13 protein-coding genes and 4 tRNA genes are annotated in these 15,195 nt (G+C 70.5%); 7 read left to right on the top strand and 10 right to left on the bottom strand.

The features are described from left to right. From ACIQK6_RS10700 to ACIQK6_RS10720, 5 genes are all read right to left on the bottom strand, one after another. The coding region (locus ACIQK6_RS10700; RefSeq protein ID WP_402694688.1) for a DEAD/DEAH box helicase at nucleotides 1-1,961 on the bottom strand (1,961 nt) is incomplete at its 3' end. A 308-nt stretch (nucleotides 1,962-2,269) separates the two neighbouring features. Further along, nucleotides 2,270-2,815, bottom strand: coding sequence for a hypothetical protein (locus ACIQK6_RS10705; protein ID WP_329100412.1), 546 nt, complete (start codon nucleotides 2,813-2,815; stop codon nucleotides 2,270-2,272). A gap of 177 nt (nucleotides 2,816-2,992) precedes the next feature. Then, a complete protein-coding gene (gene crcB / locus ACIQK6_RS10710) occupies nucleotides 2,993-3,367 on the bottom strand; it encodes a fluoride efflux transporter CrcB (protein ID WP_329100409.1) in 375 nt (124 codons plus the stop codon). Next, a complete protein-coding gene (locus ACIQK6_RS10715; protein WP_402694689.1) occupies nucleotides 3,364-3,849 on the bottom strand; it encodes a CrcB family protein in 486 nt (161 codons plus the stop codon). The genes crcB and ACIQK6_RS10715 overlap by 4 nt, the downstream gene beginning before the upstream one ends. Before the next feature lie 41 nt (nucleotides 3,850-3,890). Then, nucleotides 3,891-4,241 (bottom strand): metallopeptidase family protein, encoded by a 351-nt coding sequence (locus ACIQK6_RS10720; RefSeq protein ID WP_030012899.1) that lies wholly within the window; start codon nucleotides 4,239-4,241, stop codon nucleotides 3,891-3,893. 103 nt (nucleotides 4,242-4,344) lie between these two features. Between ACIQK6_RS10720 and ACIQK6_RS10725 the strand changes: the two genes are divergently transcribed. The 3 genes from ACIQK6_RS10725 to ACIQK6_RS10735 all read left to right on the top strand — a co-directional run bounded on the left by ACIQK6_RS10725 (nucleotide 4,345) and on the right by ACIQK6_RS10735 (nucleotide 4,629). Then, nucleotides 4,345-4,417, top strand: a tRNA-Glu gene (locus tag ACIQK6_RS10725). Nucleotides 4,418-4,456: 39 nt separating this feature from the next. After that, nucleotides 4,457-4,530 (top strand) — tRNA-Asp (locus ACIQK6_RS10730). 22 nt (nucleotides 4,531-4,552) lie between these two features. Continuing rightward, a tRNA-Phe gene (locus ACIQK6_RS10735) sits at nucleotides 4,553-4,629 on the top strand. 38 nt (nucleotides 4,630-4,667) lie between these two features. On the opposite strand, the gene ACIQK6_RS10740 is transcribed toward ACIQK6_RS10735, so the two are convergent. Genes ACIQK6_RS10740 through ACIQK6_RS10750 form a run of 3 tightly spaced genes read right to left on the bottom strand, consistent with a single transcriptional unit; the run spans nucleotide 4,668 to nucleotide 6,809 of the window. Then, entirely contained in the window at nucleotides 4,668-5,513 is an 846-nt protein-coding gene (locus ACIQK6_RS10740; RefSeq protein WP_402694690.1) for a cytochrome c biogenesis CcdA family protein, read from the bottom strand. Further along, nucleotides 5,510-6,247: a thioredoxin domain-containing protein gene (locus ACIQK6_RS10745; RefSeq protein WP_329100404.1), complete on the bottom strand. Its 738-nt coding sequence runs from the start codon at nucleotides 6,245-6,247 to the stop codon at nucleotides 5,510-5,512. Before ACIQK6_RS10745 ends, ACIQK6_RS10740 begins: the two co-directional genes overlap by 4 nt. 58 nt (nucleotides 6,248-6,305) lie before the next feature. Next, entirely contained in the window at nucleotides 6,306-6,809 is a 504-nt protein-coding gene (locus tag ACIQK6_RS10750; RefSeq protein WP_402694691.1) for a hypothetical protein, read from the bottom strand. Between the two features lie 111 nt (nucleotides 6,810-6,920). Between ACIQK6_RS10750 and hrpA the strand changes: the two genes are divergently transcribed. Further along, entirely contained in the window at nucleotides 6,921-10,868 is a 3,948-nt protein-coding gene (hrpA, locus tag ACIQK6_RS10755) for an ATP-dependent RNA helicase HrpA (RefSeq protein ID WP_402694692.1), read from the top strand. Nucleotides 10,869-10,937: 69 nt separating this feature from the next. Then, nucleotides 10,938-11,011: transfer RNA gene (locus ACIQK6_RS10760), tRNA-Asp, on the top strand. Between the two features lie 672 nt (nucleotides 11,012-11,683). Here ACIQK6_RS10760 and bldC read toward each other — a convergent pair. Further along, on the bottom strand, nucleotides 11,684-11,890 hold the full coding sequence (gene bldC / locus ACIQK6_RS10765; RefSeq protein ID WP_003949541.1) for a developmental transcriptional regulator BldC: 207 nt from the start codon (nucleotides 11,888-11,890) through the stop codon (nucleotides 11,684-11,686). Between the two features lie 567 nt (nucleotides 11,891-12,457). Continuing rightward, nucleotides 12,458-13,312, bottom strand: coding sequence for a hypothetical protein (locus tag ACIQK6_RS10770; RefSeq protein WP_329100399.1), 855 nt, complete (start codon nucleotides 13,310-13,312; stop codon nucleotides 12,458-12,460). Between the two features lie 193 nt (nucleotides 13,313-13,505). Between ACIQK6_RS10770 and ACIQK6_RS10775 the strand changes: the two genes are divergently transcribed. Further along, a complete protein-coding gene (locus ACIQK6_RS10775; protein WP_329100398.1) occupies nucleotides 13,506-14,600 on the top strand; it encodes an amino acid dehydrogenase in 1,095 nt (364 codons plus the stop codon). Nucleotides 14,601-14,890: 290 nt separating this feature from the next. Further along, nucleotides 14,891-15,154, top strand: a complete 264-nt coding sequence (locus ACIQK6_RS10780) for a DUF3073 domain-containing protein (protein WP_150261950.1) — start codon at nucleotides 14,891-14,893, stop codon at nucleotides 15,152-15,154. The last annotated feature ends 41 nt before the right edge of the window (nucleotides 15,155-15,195 follow it).

Genomic DNA, 15,195 nt, shown 5'->3' on the forward strand with positions numbered 1-15,195 from the left:
ACACCGGAGCGGAAGCCACCCGACGGACGGTCATCGCGGCGGAAGCCACCACGCTCGCCACCACGGTCATCGCGGTTGAAGCCACCGGACGGACGGTCGTCACGACGGAAGCCACCACCGGACGGACGGTCGCCACCGGAGCGGAAGCCACCCGACGGACGGTCATCGCGGCGGAAGCCACCACGCTCGCCACCACGGTCATCGCGGTTGAAGCCACCGGACGGACGGCCACCGCGGTCACCGCGGTCACCGCGGTCGTCACGGCGGAAGCCACCACGGTCGCCACCGCGGTCGCCGCCACGGTTGTCGCGACGCTCGAAGTTGCCACGGTCGTCACGCTGGGCGCGGTGCTCCTCGCGGCGCTCCTGCGCCGCGATCTCGGCGGCAGCGGCAGCGGCGGCAGCCGCGACCTCGGCCTCGGCGGCCTCGGCCACCTCGGCGACAGCGGCCTCCGGGTCCTCGCCGCGCTCACGGGCGGAGCGGGCGACGAGGCGGTCGGCCTCCTCGCGCAGCTCGCCGGCACGGCGGGTCAGGCGCTCCAGCTGCTTGGTCAGCTCGGCGACCTCGCGCTCGGCCTGCTTGGCGGCGTTGTTGGCGGAGTCGGCTTGGACCTCGGTCAGCGAACGGGCACCGGTGATCTCGGCGACCTCCGGCTCGAAGGCGCCGGCGCCCTGGACGATGTGACGCGAGGCGTCGACGCCCGCGTCCTCCATCAGGCGGAAGATCTGGCGACGCTGATGCGGCAGCGCGAGGGAGACCACGACACCGGACTTGCCGGCGCGGGCGGTACGGCCCGAGCGGTGCAGGTAGTCCTTGTGGTCGCCGGCCGGGTCCACGTTCAGGACCAGGTCAATGCCGTCGACGTGGATGCCGCGGGCGGCGACGTCGGTGGCGACGAGCGCGTTGACGTAGCCGTCCTTGAAGTCGGCGAGGACGCGGGTACGGGCACCCTGCGTCATGCCGCCGTGCAGCGCGTCGGCCTTCACGCCGGCCTCGACGAGCTGCTCGGCGATGCGGTCGGCGCCCAGCTGGGTGCGGACGAAGATGATGGTGCGGCCCTTGCGGGCGGCGATGGCGGCCGTGACCGGCGCCTTGTCCTTCGGCTTCACGACGAGGACGTGGTGCGTCATGGTCGTGACGTTGCCCTGCGCGCTGTCGACCTCGTGCGTGACGGGGTTGGACAGGTAGCGCTTGACCAGCGTGCCGATCTCGTTCTCCATGGTGGCGGAGAAGAGCATGCGCTGGCCGCCGCCGGGAATCTGGTCGAGCAGCTCGGTGACCTCGGGCAGGAAGCCCAGGTCGGCCATCTGGTCGGCCTCGTCGAGGACCGCGACCTGGACGTTCTCCAGGGAGCAGGCGCCACGGTTGATGATGTCGCGCAGACGGCCCGGGGTGGCGACGAGGATGTCGACGCCGCGCTCCAGGGCGTAGATCTGGTTGCTCATGGAGGTACCGCCGCAGACGACCTTCATCTTCAGGCCGAGCACGTCGCCGTACGGCTGGAGGGCGTCCGCGACCTGCATCGCGAGCTCACGCGTCGGCGTGAGGATGATGGCGCGGGGCTTCTTCTTCTCGGTGAAACCGCCGGCGAGCTGCGCCAGGGTCGGCAGACCGAAGGAGAGGGTCTTGCCGGAGCCGGTGCGACCACGGCCGAGGATGTCCTTGCCGGCCAGGGCGTCCGGGATGGTCGCGGCCTGGATCGGGAAGGGGGTGGTGACGCCGTTCTGCGCGAGCTTGCGCACGACGCCCTCGGGGAGACCGAGGTCGCCGAAGGTGATCGAGGGCTCCGCGTCAGCGTCAGCGTCGTCGTCGAAGTCGGTGGTCGAGTCCTCGTAGGACCCGTCGGTGTTCACGTCGGCCTCAAGAGCCTCGATGATCTCGTTGGCCTCAGCGGCCTCGATCGCCTCGGTGACCACGAGGGCCTCGGCGTCGATCATCTCGTTGGAGTCGTTCTCGGGCATGACGGAACGGTCAGAGCTGGAAATGGACATGCGAAATGCGAAACCTTCCGGAGTCTCGGCACGCGCCCAAACTCCGTGAATCGCAAATCGACCGCCTCAATGCGGTCAGCCACGGCTAGGGAGAGTACGCGCCACACGGCGCTCTTCGGATTCGGCGCCGGGCAATGGGATCAAACGATCTATAACCATACGCACCCTCCTGGGGGTCTGGCAAGTCGCCCCCGCAGAAACGTCTCTGACCTGCGAAGACGCCTCCGGCATCGGTAGCGGACCGGGTCCTGCCGGACCCGGCCGGACGCCCGCCCGGCCTAGAGCTCGGGGGCCGGCTGGGTGGTCGGCTCCGGCTGCGGGCTCGGCGGCGCCAACGTGGGTTCCGTCACAGGGGGAGTCGTGGCCGGGGGTGCCGGGGTCGGGCTCGCCGACTGCTGTCCGCCGGCCGAACCGCCCGGGCCGCCGGGCCCACCGCCCGACCCGCCCGACCCGCCCGTGGTGGGTTGCTGCGGGCCCTGCCCGCCCGCGCCGCCGCCCGGTCCCGCTGACGGCGCGGGCACCCCCGGCCGGCCGGTCGGCGCGCCCGGGCTCGGCGAGGCTCCGGTCGCGCCGGAGGCCTTGCCGTCGTCCTTGTGCCGGCCGTCCTGGCTCCCCGTACCGTCCTTCGTGCCGTGCCCGTTGCCGCGGACCCCGGTGCCCCGTCCCGAGACGTTCCCCGGGCCGGCTTCGGCGCCGCTGCGGCGGTCCCCCGGAGCGGAGGGCCCGGGCTTCGCCGCGTTCTCACCGACACTCATGCAGCCGGCCGTCGCCGCGACCGCGAGCGCGGTGACGGCCAGTCGGAGGGAAGCGGACAACTGGCGCACGGGGGCACCTCCGGAGCCTGAGGGCGAACGTTCCGCATGAGCGGGTCAATGTGCCCAACTCCCTTTGACCCGTAAGGGACACGCCCTGCGACGAACACCCGGGGGCGGAGCCCAGTAACGGAGCCCCGGAGCGGAGCCCGGGAGCGGAGCCCCGGTGGAGCCCCCGAGCCGAACCCCTCAGCCGAAGAGCTGCCGCGCCACCTGCGACCCGAGGTGCACCGCGCCGAGCCCGACCAGCACCGACATCCCCACGTTCGCCGCGGCCAGGAACCCCCGGCCGCGCTCGGCCAGCCGCAGCGTCTCGTACGAGAACGTCGAATACGTGCTGAGCGCCCCGCACAGCCCGGCCCCGAGCAGCAACTGCAGCCGCGAGGGAGCGGCCCCCGCCAACGCCGCCCCGGTCAACCCCCCGAGCACCAGGCAGGCGACCGCGTTGACCACGAAGGTGCCCCAGGGGAAGAGGGAGTCGTGCCGCGCCTGCACCGCACGGTCCAACAGGTAGCGGAGCGGCGCGCCGACGGCCGCGCCCACCACCACGAGCAGCCAGTTCACCGCGGAACGCGCCCGCGCCCGCTTCCGGGCCCGCGGACCGCGAGCCGGGTCGCTGCAGCCGCCGCCCACACGGCGCCGAGCGCCGCCACCACCGTGAGCCCGCCGTAGGCCAGGGCGGTCCCCGTCTCCCCCTCGTCCAGGAGCCTCGAGAAGTCCACCGCGTAGGTGGAGAAGGTGGTGAAGCCGCCCAGCACGCCGACCCCGACGAAGGGCCGCAGCAGCGAATGCGGGGCCGTCCGGCCGCCCTCGCTGATCAGCACCATGAGCACGCCGATCAGCGCGCTGCCGGAGGCGTTGATCCACAGGGTCGCCCACGGGAAGGCCCCGGGCCCGGCCGGCCACAGCAGGGAGATCCCGTACCGTGCCGCGCCCCCGACCGCGCCGCCCGCCGCCACCGCCGCGAGCACCCGGCCCTGCGGCTCGGTGCGCTGCGCGGGTACGTGCAGGTCGACGTCCGGATCAATTGCCTCCGGATCATCCACCGCCCGCTCCGCCCCGTCGCCGGGCACCGGGAGCGGCCGCGTCACCCGTACCCCAGCGCGTGCAGCCGCTCGTCGTCGATCCCGAAGTGGTGGGCGATCTCGTGCACCACGGTGACCTCCGTCTCCGCGACCACGCTCTCCCGGTCCTCGCACATGCGCAACGTGGGATTGCGGTAGATGGTGATCCGGTCCGGCAGCACCCCGGCGTACCACTCGCCGCGGTCCGTCAGCGGAGTCCCCTCGTACAGACCGAGCAGCTCGGGATCGTCGGCGGGCGGCTCGTCCTCGACGAACACCGCCACGTTGTCCATCAGCCGCGTCAGCTCCGGCGGGATCCGGTCCAGGGCCTCTGCGACGAGCTCTTCGAACTCCTCGCGCGTCATCTCCAGCACCCGGCCATTGTCGCTCCGGGGGAAACCGTTTTGGCGATAGCTCCCCGGATCCCATATGCTTCTCACGTCCCCGACGCGCTGAGAAGTGCCCGGCGGGCCTTTAGCCCTCATCGTCTAGTGGCCCAGGACGCCGCCCTTTCAAGGCGGTAGCACGGGTTCGAATCCCGTTGGGGGTACGCATTACCGTGTGCAAGACTTGGTCTCGCACACTGCAAGGTCCTGTGGAGCAGTTGGTTAGCTCGCCACCCTGTCAAGGTGGAGGTCGCGGGTTCAAGTCCCGTCAGGATCGCTGAAACCGGAAACGGTTTCGTGGCTGGGTAGCTCAGTTGGTACGAGCGATCGCCTGAAAAGCGATAGGTCGCCGGTTCGACCCCGGCCCCAGCCACCATCAAGAAGGCCCCGTCCATCGGACGGGGCCTTCTGTGGTTACTCCCCTTCGGTCTCGGCCGCCGCCGCCCGCTCCCTGCGGCGCCACTGCACCACGCCGACGGCCGCCGCTCCGGCGGCGACCAGGGCGAGCAGCGCCCCGTCCGGAACCGCGTCGGCCAGCGCGCGGACCCGCTGCTCCACGGCGAACGAGTCGTCCACGTCCAGCAGCCCCGGCAGCGCGCTCGCCCCGTCGTAGGCGAGGAACAGCACGCCCAGGGTGATGAAGAACAGCCCGGACAGCAGCGAGGTGGTGTGCAGCTCGAAGCGGCCGACGCGCAGGACCCGGCCGCGCAGCCAGCGCCGCCGGCCCAGGTCGAACCGCTCCCACAGCAGCGCCAGTACGAACAGCGGTACGGCCATCCCCAGGGCGTAGACCGCGAGCAGCAGGCCGCCGTAGACGGGGCTGCCGCTCACCGCCGCGACCGTCAGGACGCTGCCCAGGATCGGGCCGGCGCAGAACCCGGCCAGCCCGTAGACCGCGCCGAGCGCGTACACCGACAGAACGGTGGTCGGCCGGATCCGGCCCGACAGCTCCGAGATCCGCTTCGGGGCGAAGCCGAGGCCCAGGATCTGCGCGAGGCCGAGCGCGATGATCAGCCAGCCGCCCGCCAGCACGAGCTGGTCGCGGTTGCCGTGGAAGAACCGCCCTGCGTACGAGCCGGCCGCCCCCAGCGGTACCAGGGTGCTCGCGAGGCCCGCGTAGAAGATCCCGGTGCGCGCCAGGAGCCGCGAGGTGGAGTCGATGGAGTACGCGAAGAAGGCCGGCAGCAGCAGGGCGCTGCAGGGGCTGAGCAGCGCGAGGAGGCCGCCCAGCAGGGCGGCCAGGTATCCGATGTCGGTCACTGCTCCGCCGCCTCGGCCTTCGCCCTGGCGATGGCGGCCGTGAAGGTGTCGAGCGGCTGGGCACCGGCAATGGGCTTGCCGTTCAGCAGGAAGGACGGGGTGGAGGTGACGCCGATGCGGTAGCCCTCCTCCTGGTCCTTCTTCAGGGCCGCCGTGGCCTGCTCGCCGGCCATGTCCGCCTTGAAGCGCTCCAGATCGGGCACCCCGGCCTCCCGGGCCAGCTCCACGAGCCGGGGCTCGGCGAAGCCCTTCTCCTTCGAGCCGCCGGCGTAGGCGGCGGCGTGGAAGGCGTCGAAGCGGTCCTGCTGCCCGGCCGCCCAGGCGGCCTTGGCCGCGGCCTCGGACTCGGCGCCGAAGATCGGGAAGTTGCGCCACTCGATGCGCAGGGTGCCGTCCTCGACGTACTTCTTCACCAGTTCGGGCTCGGTGTCCCGGGCGAACTTGCCGCAGTAGCCGCACTTGAAGTCGGAGTACTCGATGAGCACGACGGGCGCGTCGGCACGGCCGACGGCGAGCTTGTCGCCGGACTCGCGCCGGGCCAGTGCCTTGAGCTCAGCGGCGGGGTCGGTCCGGGGCGCGGCGACGGCGCCGGACCCGGCCGAACCGGTCTCGGCGGGAGCGGTGGCCTGCCAGGAGACGAGACCGAGGGCGATCGCGGCGAGGGCCACCCCGGCGGAGAACAGCAGGGGTTTGGCGGAGGACTTCTTGGCGGAGGGCTTCTTGGAAGAGGGCATGCGGGTGCTCCAGTGCTGCGGGTGGGTGGGAATGGACGGACCGGTGGGACCGGTCCGTCTAGACCCGCATCACGCAGAGCTCCAGCCGGTCGGGGGCCGGGCGGTCGGGACCGCGTACGGGGGTCCGTACGGGCACGGCCGCGGCCGGACCGGCCTCCTCGGGCGCCGCCCGGACCGGCGGGACCTGGGCGTGCTCGCCCCAGGCGCGCGCGGGGACGGCGGGCGTACCGCCGCGCTCGGGGGCCACCGGGGCGCAGGCGGGCCCGCCCGTGCCGTCGGTGGAGACGGCCGCGCGGGGCCGCGCCGCGGCCGGGTCGTTGGCCGGAGCCGGGACGGCCGCCGAAGCAGGAGCCGGGGCCAGGACCGGGGCCGGAGCCGGGACCGAGGCAGAAGCCGGGTACAGGACCGGGGCCGGGGTCAGGACCGGGGCCGGGGTCGAGTCCGCGGCCGGTGTCTGAGCCGTCCGGGCCGCCGGGTCGACCGCCACCGCCGGGGCCGCACAGCCCAGGAGTACCGCCAGGACCACGCCGAGCAGGTGCCAGACGTGACGGGGGCGGGACAAGGTGGGCTGCCTCTCACTCGTACGACCGACGGACTCGTCCCGAAATGGTACGGGTCCGCCCCACAAATGCGTTCGCCACCCGGAGGGCCCAGGTGAGATCCTCGACCAGGTATGTCTACTTCCTTCGCCGCCCTGCAGACGCTTCTCGGTGAGATCTCCCTCCGTGACGCGCACCGCCTCGGCCGCCGCCTCGAAGGCGCCCGCCGTATCCGCAAGCCCGAGGCCAAGCAGGCCGTGCTCGACGAGATCGCCGCGGAGGCCACCAAGGCCGCCGAGCGACTGGCCGGCCGTGCCTCGCGGATGCCGGAGGTCACGTATCCCGAAAACCTGCCCGTCAGCCAGAAGAAGGATGAGATCGCCGAGGCGATACGCGACCACCAGGTCGTGATCGTCGCGGGCGAGACCGGGTCCGGCAAGACCACGCAGATCCCCAAGATCTGCATGGAGCTGGGCCGCGGCGTCCGGGGCATGATCGGGCACACCCAGCCCCGCCGGATCGCCGCCCGCACGGTCGCGGAGCGGATCGCCGAGGAGCTGAAGTCCGAGATCGGCCAGACCGTCGGCTGGAAGGTCCGCTTCACCGACCAGGTGGACCAGGACGCGACCTTCGTGAAGCTGATGACGGACGGCATCCTGCTCGCCGAGATCCAGACGGACCGCGAGCTGCGCGCCTACGACACGATCATCATCGACGAGGCCCACGAGCGCTCGCTGAACATCGACTTCCTGCTGGGCTACCTGGCCACGCTGCTGCCCAAGCGCCCCGACCTCAAGGTCGTCATCACCTCGGCCACCATCGATCCCGAGCGCTTCTCCCGGCACTTCGGCGACGCCCCGATCGTCGAGGTCAGCGGGCGCACGTATCCGGTGGAGGTGCGCTACCGGCCGCTCCTGGAAGAGGACGCCGAGGACGGCGACGACTCCGACCGGGACCAGATCACCGCGATCTGCGAGGCCGTGGACGAGCTCCAGTCGGAGGGTCCGGGCGACATCCTGGTCTTCCTCTCCGGCGAGCGGGAGATCCGCGACACGGCGGACGCCCTGACCAAACGGAACCTCCGTTCCACCGAGGTCCTCCCCCTCTACGCACGCCTCTCGCACGCCGAGCAGCACCGCGTCTTCCAGCAGCACACCGGCCGCCGGATCGTGCTCGCGACCAACGTCGCCGAGACCTCGCTGACCGTCCCCGGCATCAAGTACGTGATCGACCCGGGCACCGCCCGGATCTCCCGCTACAGCCACCGCACCAAGGTCCAGCGCCTGCCGATCGAGCGGATCTCGCAGGCCAGCGCCAACCAGCGCAAGGGCCGCTGCGGACGTACCAGCGACGGAATCTGCATCCGGCTGTACTCCGAGGGCGACTTCGACGCGCGTCCCGAGTTCACCGACGCCGAGATCCTCCGGACGAACCTGGCCTCCGTCATCCTCCAGATGACCGCGGCCGGCCTCGGCGAGATCGAGAAGTTCCCCTTCATCGACCCGCCGGACCACCGCAACATCCGCGACGGCGTGCAGCTCCTCCAGGAGCTCGGCGCGCTCGAGACGGCCGAGAAGTCCTCCCCGGAGGGGAAGAAGGGGCAGCGCCTGACGCAGATGGGCCGCCAGCTCTCCCAGCTCCCGGTGGACCCGCGGCTGGCCCGCATGGTCATCGAGGCCGACAAGAACAACTGCGTCCGCGAGGTCATGGTCATCGCGGCGGCCCTGTCCATCCAGGACCCGCGCGAACGGCCCTCGGACAAGCAGACCCAGGCCGACCAGAACCACGCCCGCTTCAAGGACGAGACCAGCGACTTCCTCTCGTTCCTGAACATGTGGCGCTACGTGCGGGAGCAGCAGAAGGAGCGCGGCTCGTCCTCGTTCCGCCGGATGTGCAAGCAGGAGTACCTGAACTTCCTGCGGATCCGCGAGTGGCAGGACATCTACTCCCAGCTGCGCACGGTCGCCAAGGGCATGGGCATCCACGTCAACGAGGCCGACGCCCCCGAGCAGGTCGTCCACGTGTCGCTGCTGTCCGGACTGCTCTCGCACATCGGGCTCAAGGACACCGACAAGAACGAGTACCTCGGTGCCCGGAGCGCCAAGTTCGCGATCTTCCCGGGGTCGTCGCTCTTCAAGAAGCAGCCGAAGTTCGTGATGTCGGCCGAGCTGGTGGAGACCTCGCGGCTGTGGGCCCGGGTGAACGCCAAGGTGGAGCCCGAGTGGGTGGAGCCGCTGGCGCAGCACCTGGTCAAGCGCACGTACAGCGAGCCGCACTGGGAGAAGGACCAGGCGGCCGTGATGGCGTACGAGAAGGTCACGCTGTACGGCGTACCGATCGTGGCCCAGCGGAAGATCAACTACGGCCGGATCGACGCCGAGGTCTCGCGCGAGCTGTTCATCCGCAACGCGCTGGTCGAGGGCGACTGGCGCACCCACCACAAGTTCTACGCCGACAACCGCAAGCTCCTCACCGAGGTGGAGGAGCTGGAGAACCGGGCCCGTCGCCGCGACATCGTGGTGGACGACGAGACGCTCTTCGACTTCTACGACCAGAAGATCCCCGCCCACGTGGTCTCGGGGGCGCACTTCGACTCCTGGTGGAAGCACAAGAAGCGCGAGGAGCCCGAACTCCTCGACTTCGAGCGGGAGATGCTGCTGACCGAGAAGGCGGCCGGGGTCACCAAGGCCGATTACCCGGACTCCTGGCGCCAGGGTCAGCTGAAGTTCCGGGTGACCTACCAGTTCGAGCCGGGCGCGGACGCCGACGGCGTGACCGTCCACATCCCGCTCCAGGTGCTGAACCAGGTCACCGACGAGGGTTTCGACTGGCAGATCCCGGGCCTGCGCGAGGAGGTCGTCACCGAGCTGATCCGCTCGCTGCCGAAGCCGATCCGCCGGCACTACGTGCCCGCGCCGAACTTCGCCGGCCGCTTCCTGGACACGGCGGTGCCCCTGCAGGAGCCGCTGCCGGTCACCCTCGCGCGCGAGCTCCAGCGGATGGTCGGGGTCCCGGTGTCGGCCGAGGACTTCGACCTCACCCGGATCCCGGACCATCTGAAGATCACCTTCCGGATCGTCGACGAGCGCCGCAAGAACCTCGCCGAGGACAAGGACCTGGAGGCCCTGCGCCTGAGGCTGAAGCCGAAGGCCCGCCAGGCCCTCTCCAAGGCCGCCGCGGCCACCGCCGAACGGGCGGGCGGGGAGTCGGTGGAGCGGACCGGGCTGACCGACTGGACGATCGGCACGCTGACCAAGGTCTTCGAGACCCGGCGCGCCGGTCAGCCGGTGAAGGCGTACCCGGCGCTGGTGGACGAGGGCACGAGCGTGTCCGTACGGCTCTTCGACACCGAGGCCGAGCAGCAGCAGGCCATGTGGCTGGGCACCCGGCGGCTCATCCTGCTGAACATCCCGGTGAACCCGGCGAAGTTCGCCTCGGACCACCTGACCAACCAGCAGAAGCTGGCCCTGTCCAGGAACCCGCACGGTTCCATCCAGGCGCTCTTCGACGACTGCGCGACCGCGGCGACCGACAAGCTGATCGCCGACCACGGTGGCCCCGCATGGGACGAGGCGGACTTCCGGAAGCTCTACGAAGCCGTCCGCGCCGACCTGGTGGACACGACCGTGCGCACGGTCGGCCAGGTGCAGCAGGTGCTGGCCGCCTGGCAGGCCTGTGAGCGCCGGCTGAAGGCCACGGGCAGCCTGGCGCTGGTCGCGAACATCCAGGACGTCAAGACGCAGCTGGCGGCCCTCATGCCGGCCGGTTTCGTGACGCTCACGGGGCTGCGCCGACTGGCGGACCTGATGCGCTACCTGGTGGCGGTGGACCGACGGCTCCAGCAGATGCCCACGGGCGTCCAGCGCGACACCACGCGCATGGAGAAGGTCCACGAGATGCAGGACGAGTACGCCTGGCTGCTGGAGCAGTTGCCGAAGGGGCGGCCCGTCCCGTCCACGGTCACCGACATCCGCTGGATGATCGAGGAACTTCGCGTCAGTTACTTCGCGCACGCACTCGGGACGGCTTACCCGATCTCCGACAAGCGGATCGTGAAGGCGGTGGACGCGGCGGCTCCGTGATCCGGTTCGACTGCACCCCCTGAGCTGCGGTACAGTCTGATTCGCAGCCGCCGAGCGGCCGCAAATCTAGGACCTGTGGAGCAGTTGGTTAGCTCGCCACCCTGTCAAGGTGGAGGTCGCGGGTTCAAGTCCCGTCAGGTTCGCAGAAACGTCAGGGCCCGTATCCCTCTGGGGATACGGGCCCTGACGCGTTGGCGGGCGACACCGCCCGGGCGGCCTTGGAGGTCGCCCGGAGGCCGTGGAGCACCCGCAGTGCCCGTGGACACCTCCGGGTCGTGTCCGCCGCGTCTGCGGGGCGGACACGAGCGCGCCCCGGGCCCCCCTCCGAACCCGCCCCGGCCCCTCCTGCTCCTCCTGCCCCTCGTGCTCCTCCTGCCCGCCTGCTCCCTGCCCCCTCCGGAGCCGTGGGGTCGTGGGGTCGTGGGAGCCTTCCCGGCCGACCGTCACCCGGAATCCCCCGTTCGCATGATGCGCCTCTCGATGCGGGTCCCCTTTACGGGGTGCAATACCGGATATACAAGAGTGATCATCTGTGACGGGAGTCACCGGATGAGTTTTTGGGACTCACACTTTTATCGCACCTATACGCCTGCTCGATAGAATATGTGCAATGGCACCTACCCCGCCGGCGCTCCCGTGCGCGCTCGAGACCGCCCTGACCTGGGCATAAAAAGATCGCGCTGGACCCGGCGGAGTCCAGCGCGATCGAACGACCTCGGACCTGTTGGGGCAGGCCCAGCCGTATGAAGCTATGTGGGTTTCATCGGATTGGGGGACCCGATATAGACCCGTTAAAGCGGGGTGTTTGCGCGACCTCAGGCCTCGCTGCGCTGCTGCGGAATTCCCGCGAGCAGTGCGCGAACCTCGGCCTCGCGGTACCGGCGGTGTCCACCCAGGGTGCGGATGGACGTGAGCTTGCCAGCCTTGGCCCAGCGGGTGACCGTCTTCGGGTCCACGCGGAACATCGTGGCAACCTCAGCCGGGGTCAGCAGCGGCTCGGCATCAGGGGTGCGAGCGGTCATGAGCGGCCTCCTCGGGAGAACCGAACCATCTCGGTTCTTTCCTCTAAATTCTGCACCTTGGCCCGCGTTGCCCGAAATGGACATACGCGGGCCGAGTCGGTTATAGGACGAACGGCTTGTCCTCGGCACTACAACTACACCATCCGTCCAGCCTCGACGGCCAAACCGACGGAATTGCCCTCCGAGGTGTTCATCAGCGGCGGAAGCCGATGGACCGTCCCATAACGGACAGTCACCCCACTGTGACGATCAGTCACAGAGCGATCAGGAGTCACCAGACCCCCCATAGAGTGCAATGCCGAGCATTCCGCCCTTAGTTGGGCGGAAGGAACCCTCCCCGGACTCCTTGTCCTATTTTGGCACGAGGGTAGGGGAAGGGCGCAAGGGTGTAGTTAGTGCGGTCCGTCACGCTTGGGCCAATGGCCCGTATCGGGACGTAGGTCCTGGCACTACGTCCCAAATGCCATGATCAAGCCTCTGATCAGCCACTATTGACCGATCGACCGATACCGGACGATACGCACTAACCCCTTCTAGGTGAAACCAGCCACACAGGCACCTTTCGGCCTAATTCGCGAAAAGCCGCTCCCGGACCGCCCGCCACCGCTCCGCCAACTCCTCGTAGACCTCGGTCGCGCCCCGCGCGTCCCCGGCCCGCAGGGCCGCGATACCCGCCGCGAGGTCCCCGGCCGAGCGGTCGGCCGCCAGTCGATCCGCCGGCAGGGCGTGCAGCAGCCCTCCGTAGTCCAGCTCGACCATCGAGCGCGGGTGGAACTCCTCCAGCCAGCTCCCCACCTCCACCAGTCCGTCGGCGAGCATCCCGTACCCCTCCGCGTCCCGCAGGGTCCGCAGCGCGCGGGCGAGCCGCCGCCGGGCCTGGACCATCGGCGTGCGGTAGCGCAGCCGCTCGCCGGGCACGTGGTCCCGCTCCTCGTCCGCCACCAGCACGAACCAACGCAGCGGAACCTGCCACACCCCCGTACGGATCCAGGGGCGCGCGTCCGGGTTCCGTTCGCGCCAGCGCTCGTAGTCCTCGGCCGCCCGGCGGCGCGCTCCCGGTGGCAGCGCGGCGTCCAGCACCGGCCGCGGAAACCACTCGACGAGTTCCTGGAGGGCCAGCCAGCCGCGGAGCCGGGTGCGCCACGGGCAGACCAGCAGCACCCCGTCGACCACCGCCGTGAAGGCGTCCGCGCTCTCGTGGGCCGGCACCCCCACCAGCGGGACCCGCACCAAGTCCGACAGTGACCTGCGCAGTTCGTCCTGGGCGGTCGGGGCCGCCCCGCGCCGGGCGTAGTCGGCCCAATGCGTGCGCTCCGGCTCGGCGAAGGCCGCCAAGGGCTCGTAGACGCGCAGGTAGGAGGCGTACGGGACGGTCGGCGCCGAGCGCGCGGACGGCAGCGGGAGTTCGGAGGATTCGCTCACGCTCTCGTATTGCCCCTCCGCGGGGTCGGGTTCACCTCCGGACGCTGCCGCCCGCGCGCACCACGGGAGTGTTTCGATCCTCGGACAGCTCACCTACGGGCGGCCCCCAGGTCTTACTCTGCTCCCAGCACGCCCTCCCCCACCCGCAGGGCGGGCGTCTTTCCGCCGCATCTCTTCCATGGGAGTCACCACCGTGACCGAAATGACCGACGGCGTCCTGCACACCCTGTTCCGTACGGAGCAGGGCGGCCACGAGCAAGTCGTGCTGTGCCAGGACCGCGCCACCGGCCTGAAGGCCGTCATCGCCATCCACTCCACCGCCCTGGGCCCCGCCCTCGGCGGTACGCGCTTCCACGCGTACGCCTCCGACGAGGAGGCCGTCCTGGACGCGCTGAACCTCTCGCGCGGCATGTCGTACAAGAACGCCATGGCCGGCCTCGGCCTCGGCGGCGGCAAGGCCGTGATCATCGGCGACCCGGACGCCATCAAGACCGAGGAACTGCTGCTGGCCTACGGCCGGTTCGTGGAGTCCCTCGGCGGCCGCTATGTGACCGCCTGCGACGTCGGCACCTACGTGGCCGACATGGACGTCGTGGCCCGCGAGACCCGCTGGGCGACCGGCCGCTCCCCCGAGAACGGCGGCGCGGGCGACTCCTCGGTCCTCACCGCCTTCGGTGTCTTCCAGGGCATGCGCGCCAGCGCCCAGCACCTGTGGGGCGACCCGACCCTGCGCGGGCGCAAGGTCGGCGTGGCCGGTGTCGGCAAGGTCGGGCACTACCTGGTCGAGCACCTGCTGGAGGACGGCGCCGAGGTCGTGATCACGGACGTGCGGGAAGAGTCCGTCCGCCGGATCCTGGACAAGCACCCCGGCAAGGTCACCGCCGTGGCGGACACGGACGCGCTGATCCGCACCGAGGGCCTGGACATCTACGCCCCCTGCGCGCTCGGCGGTGCCCTGAACGACGAGACCGTCCCGGCGCTCACCGCGACGATCGTCTGCGGTGCGGCGAACAACCAGCTCGCCCACCCGGGCATCGAGAAGGACCTCTCGGACCGCGGGATCCTCTACGCGCCCGACTACGTGGTCAACGCGGGCGGTGTCATCCAGGTCGCCGACGAGCTGCGCGGCTTCGACTTCGACCGCTGCAAGGCCAAGGCGACGAAGATCTTCGACACCACGCTGGAGATCTTTGCTCGTGCGAAGGCGGACGGCATTCCGCCGGCCGCTGCGGCCGACCGGATCGCCGAGCAGCGGATGGCCGACGGCCGCGCCGCGCGCGCCGTCTAGGCCCTTCCGGGGGCCTTCGGGTGCGCCCGCCGGGGTGCGGCGAGACGGAACTCACTGCACTTCGGCGGGTCGCCCGCCAGGAAAAGGTTAAAATCGCAGCTGACCAGCGAGGACGGGGCGCCTTGTTGGTTCTGCACCGGGGCGCGTCATGCGGGCGGCGTACCGTATGGCCGCGGAAGCAGGTACCGTTAAACCCCTACGGACGGTCTCTCCACGGAGAGCCCGCTCCGAACCATGAACGCGTGTCAGACTCTGGGGCCGTCGAGCCCCGTCACCGAGGGGGTCGAGCCATGGGGCGCGGCCGGGCAAAGGCCAAGCAGACGAAGGTCGCCCGCCAGCTGAAGTACAGCAGCGGCGGGACTGACCTCTCGCGTCTGGCCAACGAGCTGGGCGCATCGACCGTGGAACCGCTGCCTGTCAGCGAGCCGGTCGAGGTAGACGACGACGAGCTGGACGAGGACGACCCGTACGCTCGGTACGCGGACCTCTACAACACGGATGACGACGACGAGGACGAAGAGTCCGGACCGTCGTCACAGCGTCGCGGCGCTTGACGCCCTGAGGCGTCTGCACGACAGACAAAAAGACTGAAACC

This window comes from Streptomyces sp. NPDC091682, assembly GCF_044756625.1.
GTDB lineage: Bacteria > Actinomycetota > Actinomycetes > Streptomycetales > Streptomycetaceae > Streptomyces.

Excerpts from the sequence above, each read along its gene's own strand:
- ACIQK6_RS10745 (WP_329100404.1), bottom strand. The coding sequence starts at position 6,247 with ATGCCCTCTTCCAAGAAGCCCTCCGCCAAGAAGTCCTCCGCCAAACCC.
- hrpA (WP_402694692.1), top strand. The coding sequence starts at position 6,921 with ATGTCTACTTCCTTCGCCGCCCTGCAGACGCTTCTCGGTGAGATCTCC.
- bldC (WP_003949541.1), bottom strand. The coding sequence starts at position 11,890 with ATGACCGCTCGCACCCCTGATGCCGAGCCGCTGCTGACCCCGGCTGAG.
- ACIQK6_RS10780 (WP_150261950.1), top strand. The coding sequence starts at position 14,891 with ATGGGGCGCGGCCGGGCAAAGGCCAAGCAGACGAAGGTCGCCCGCCAG.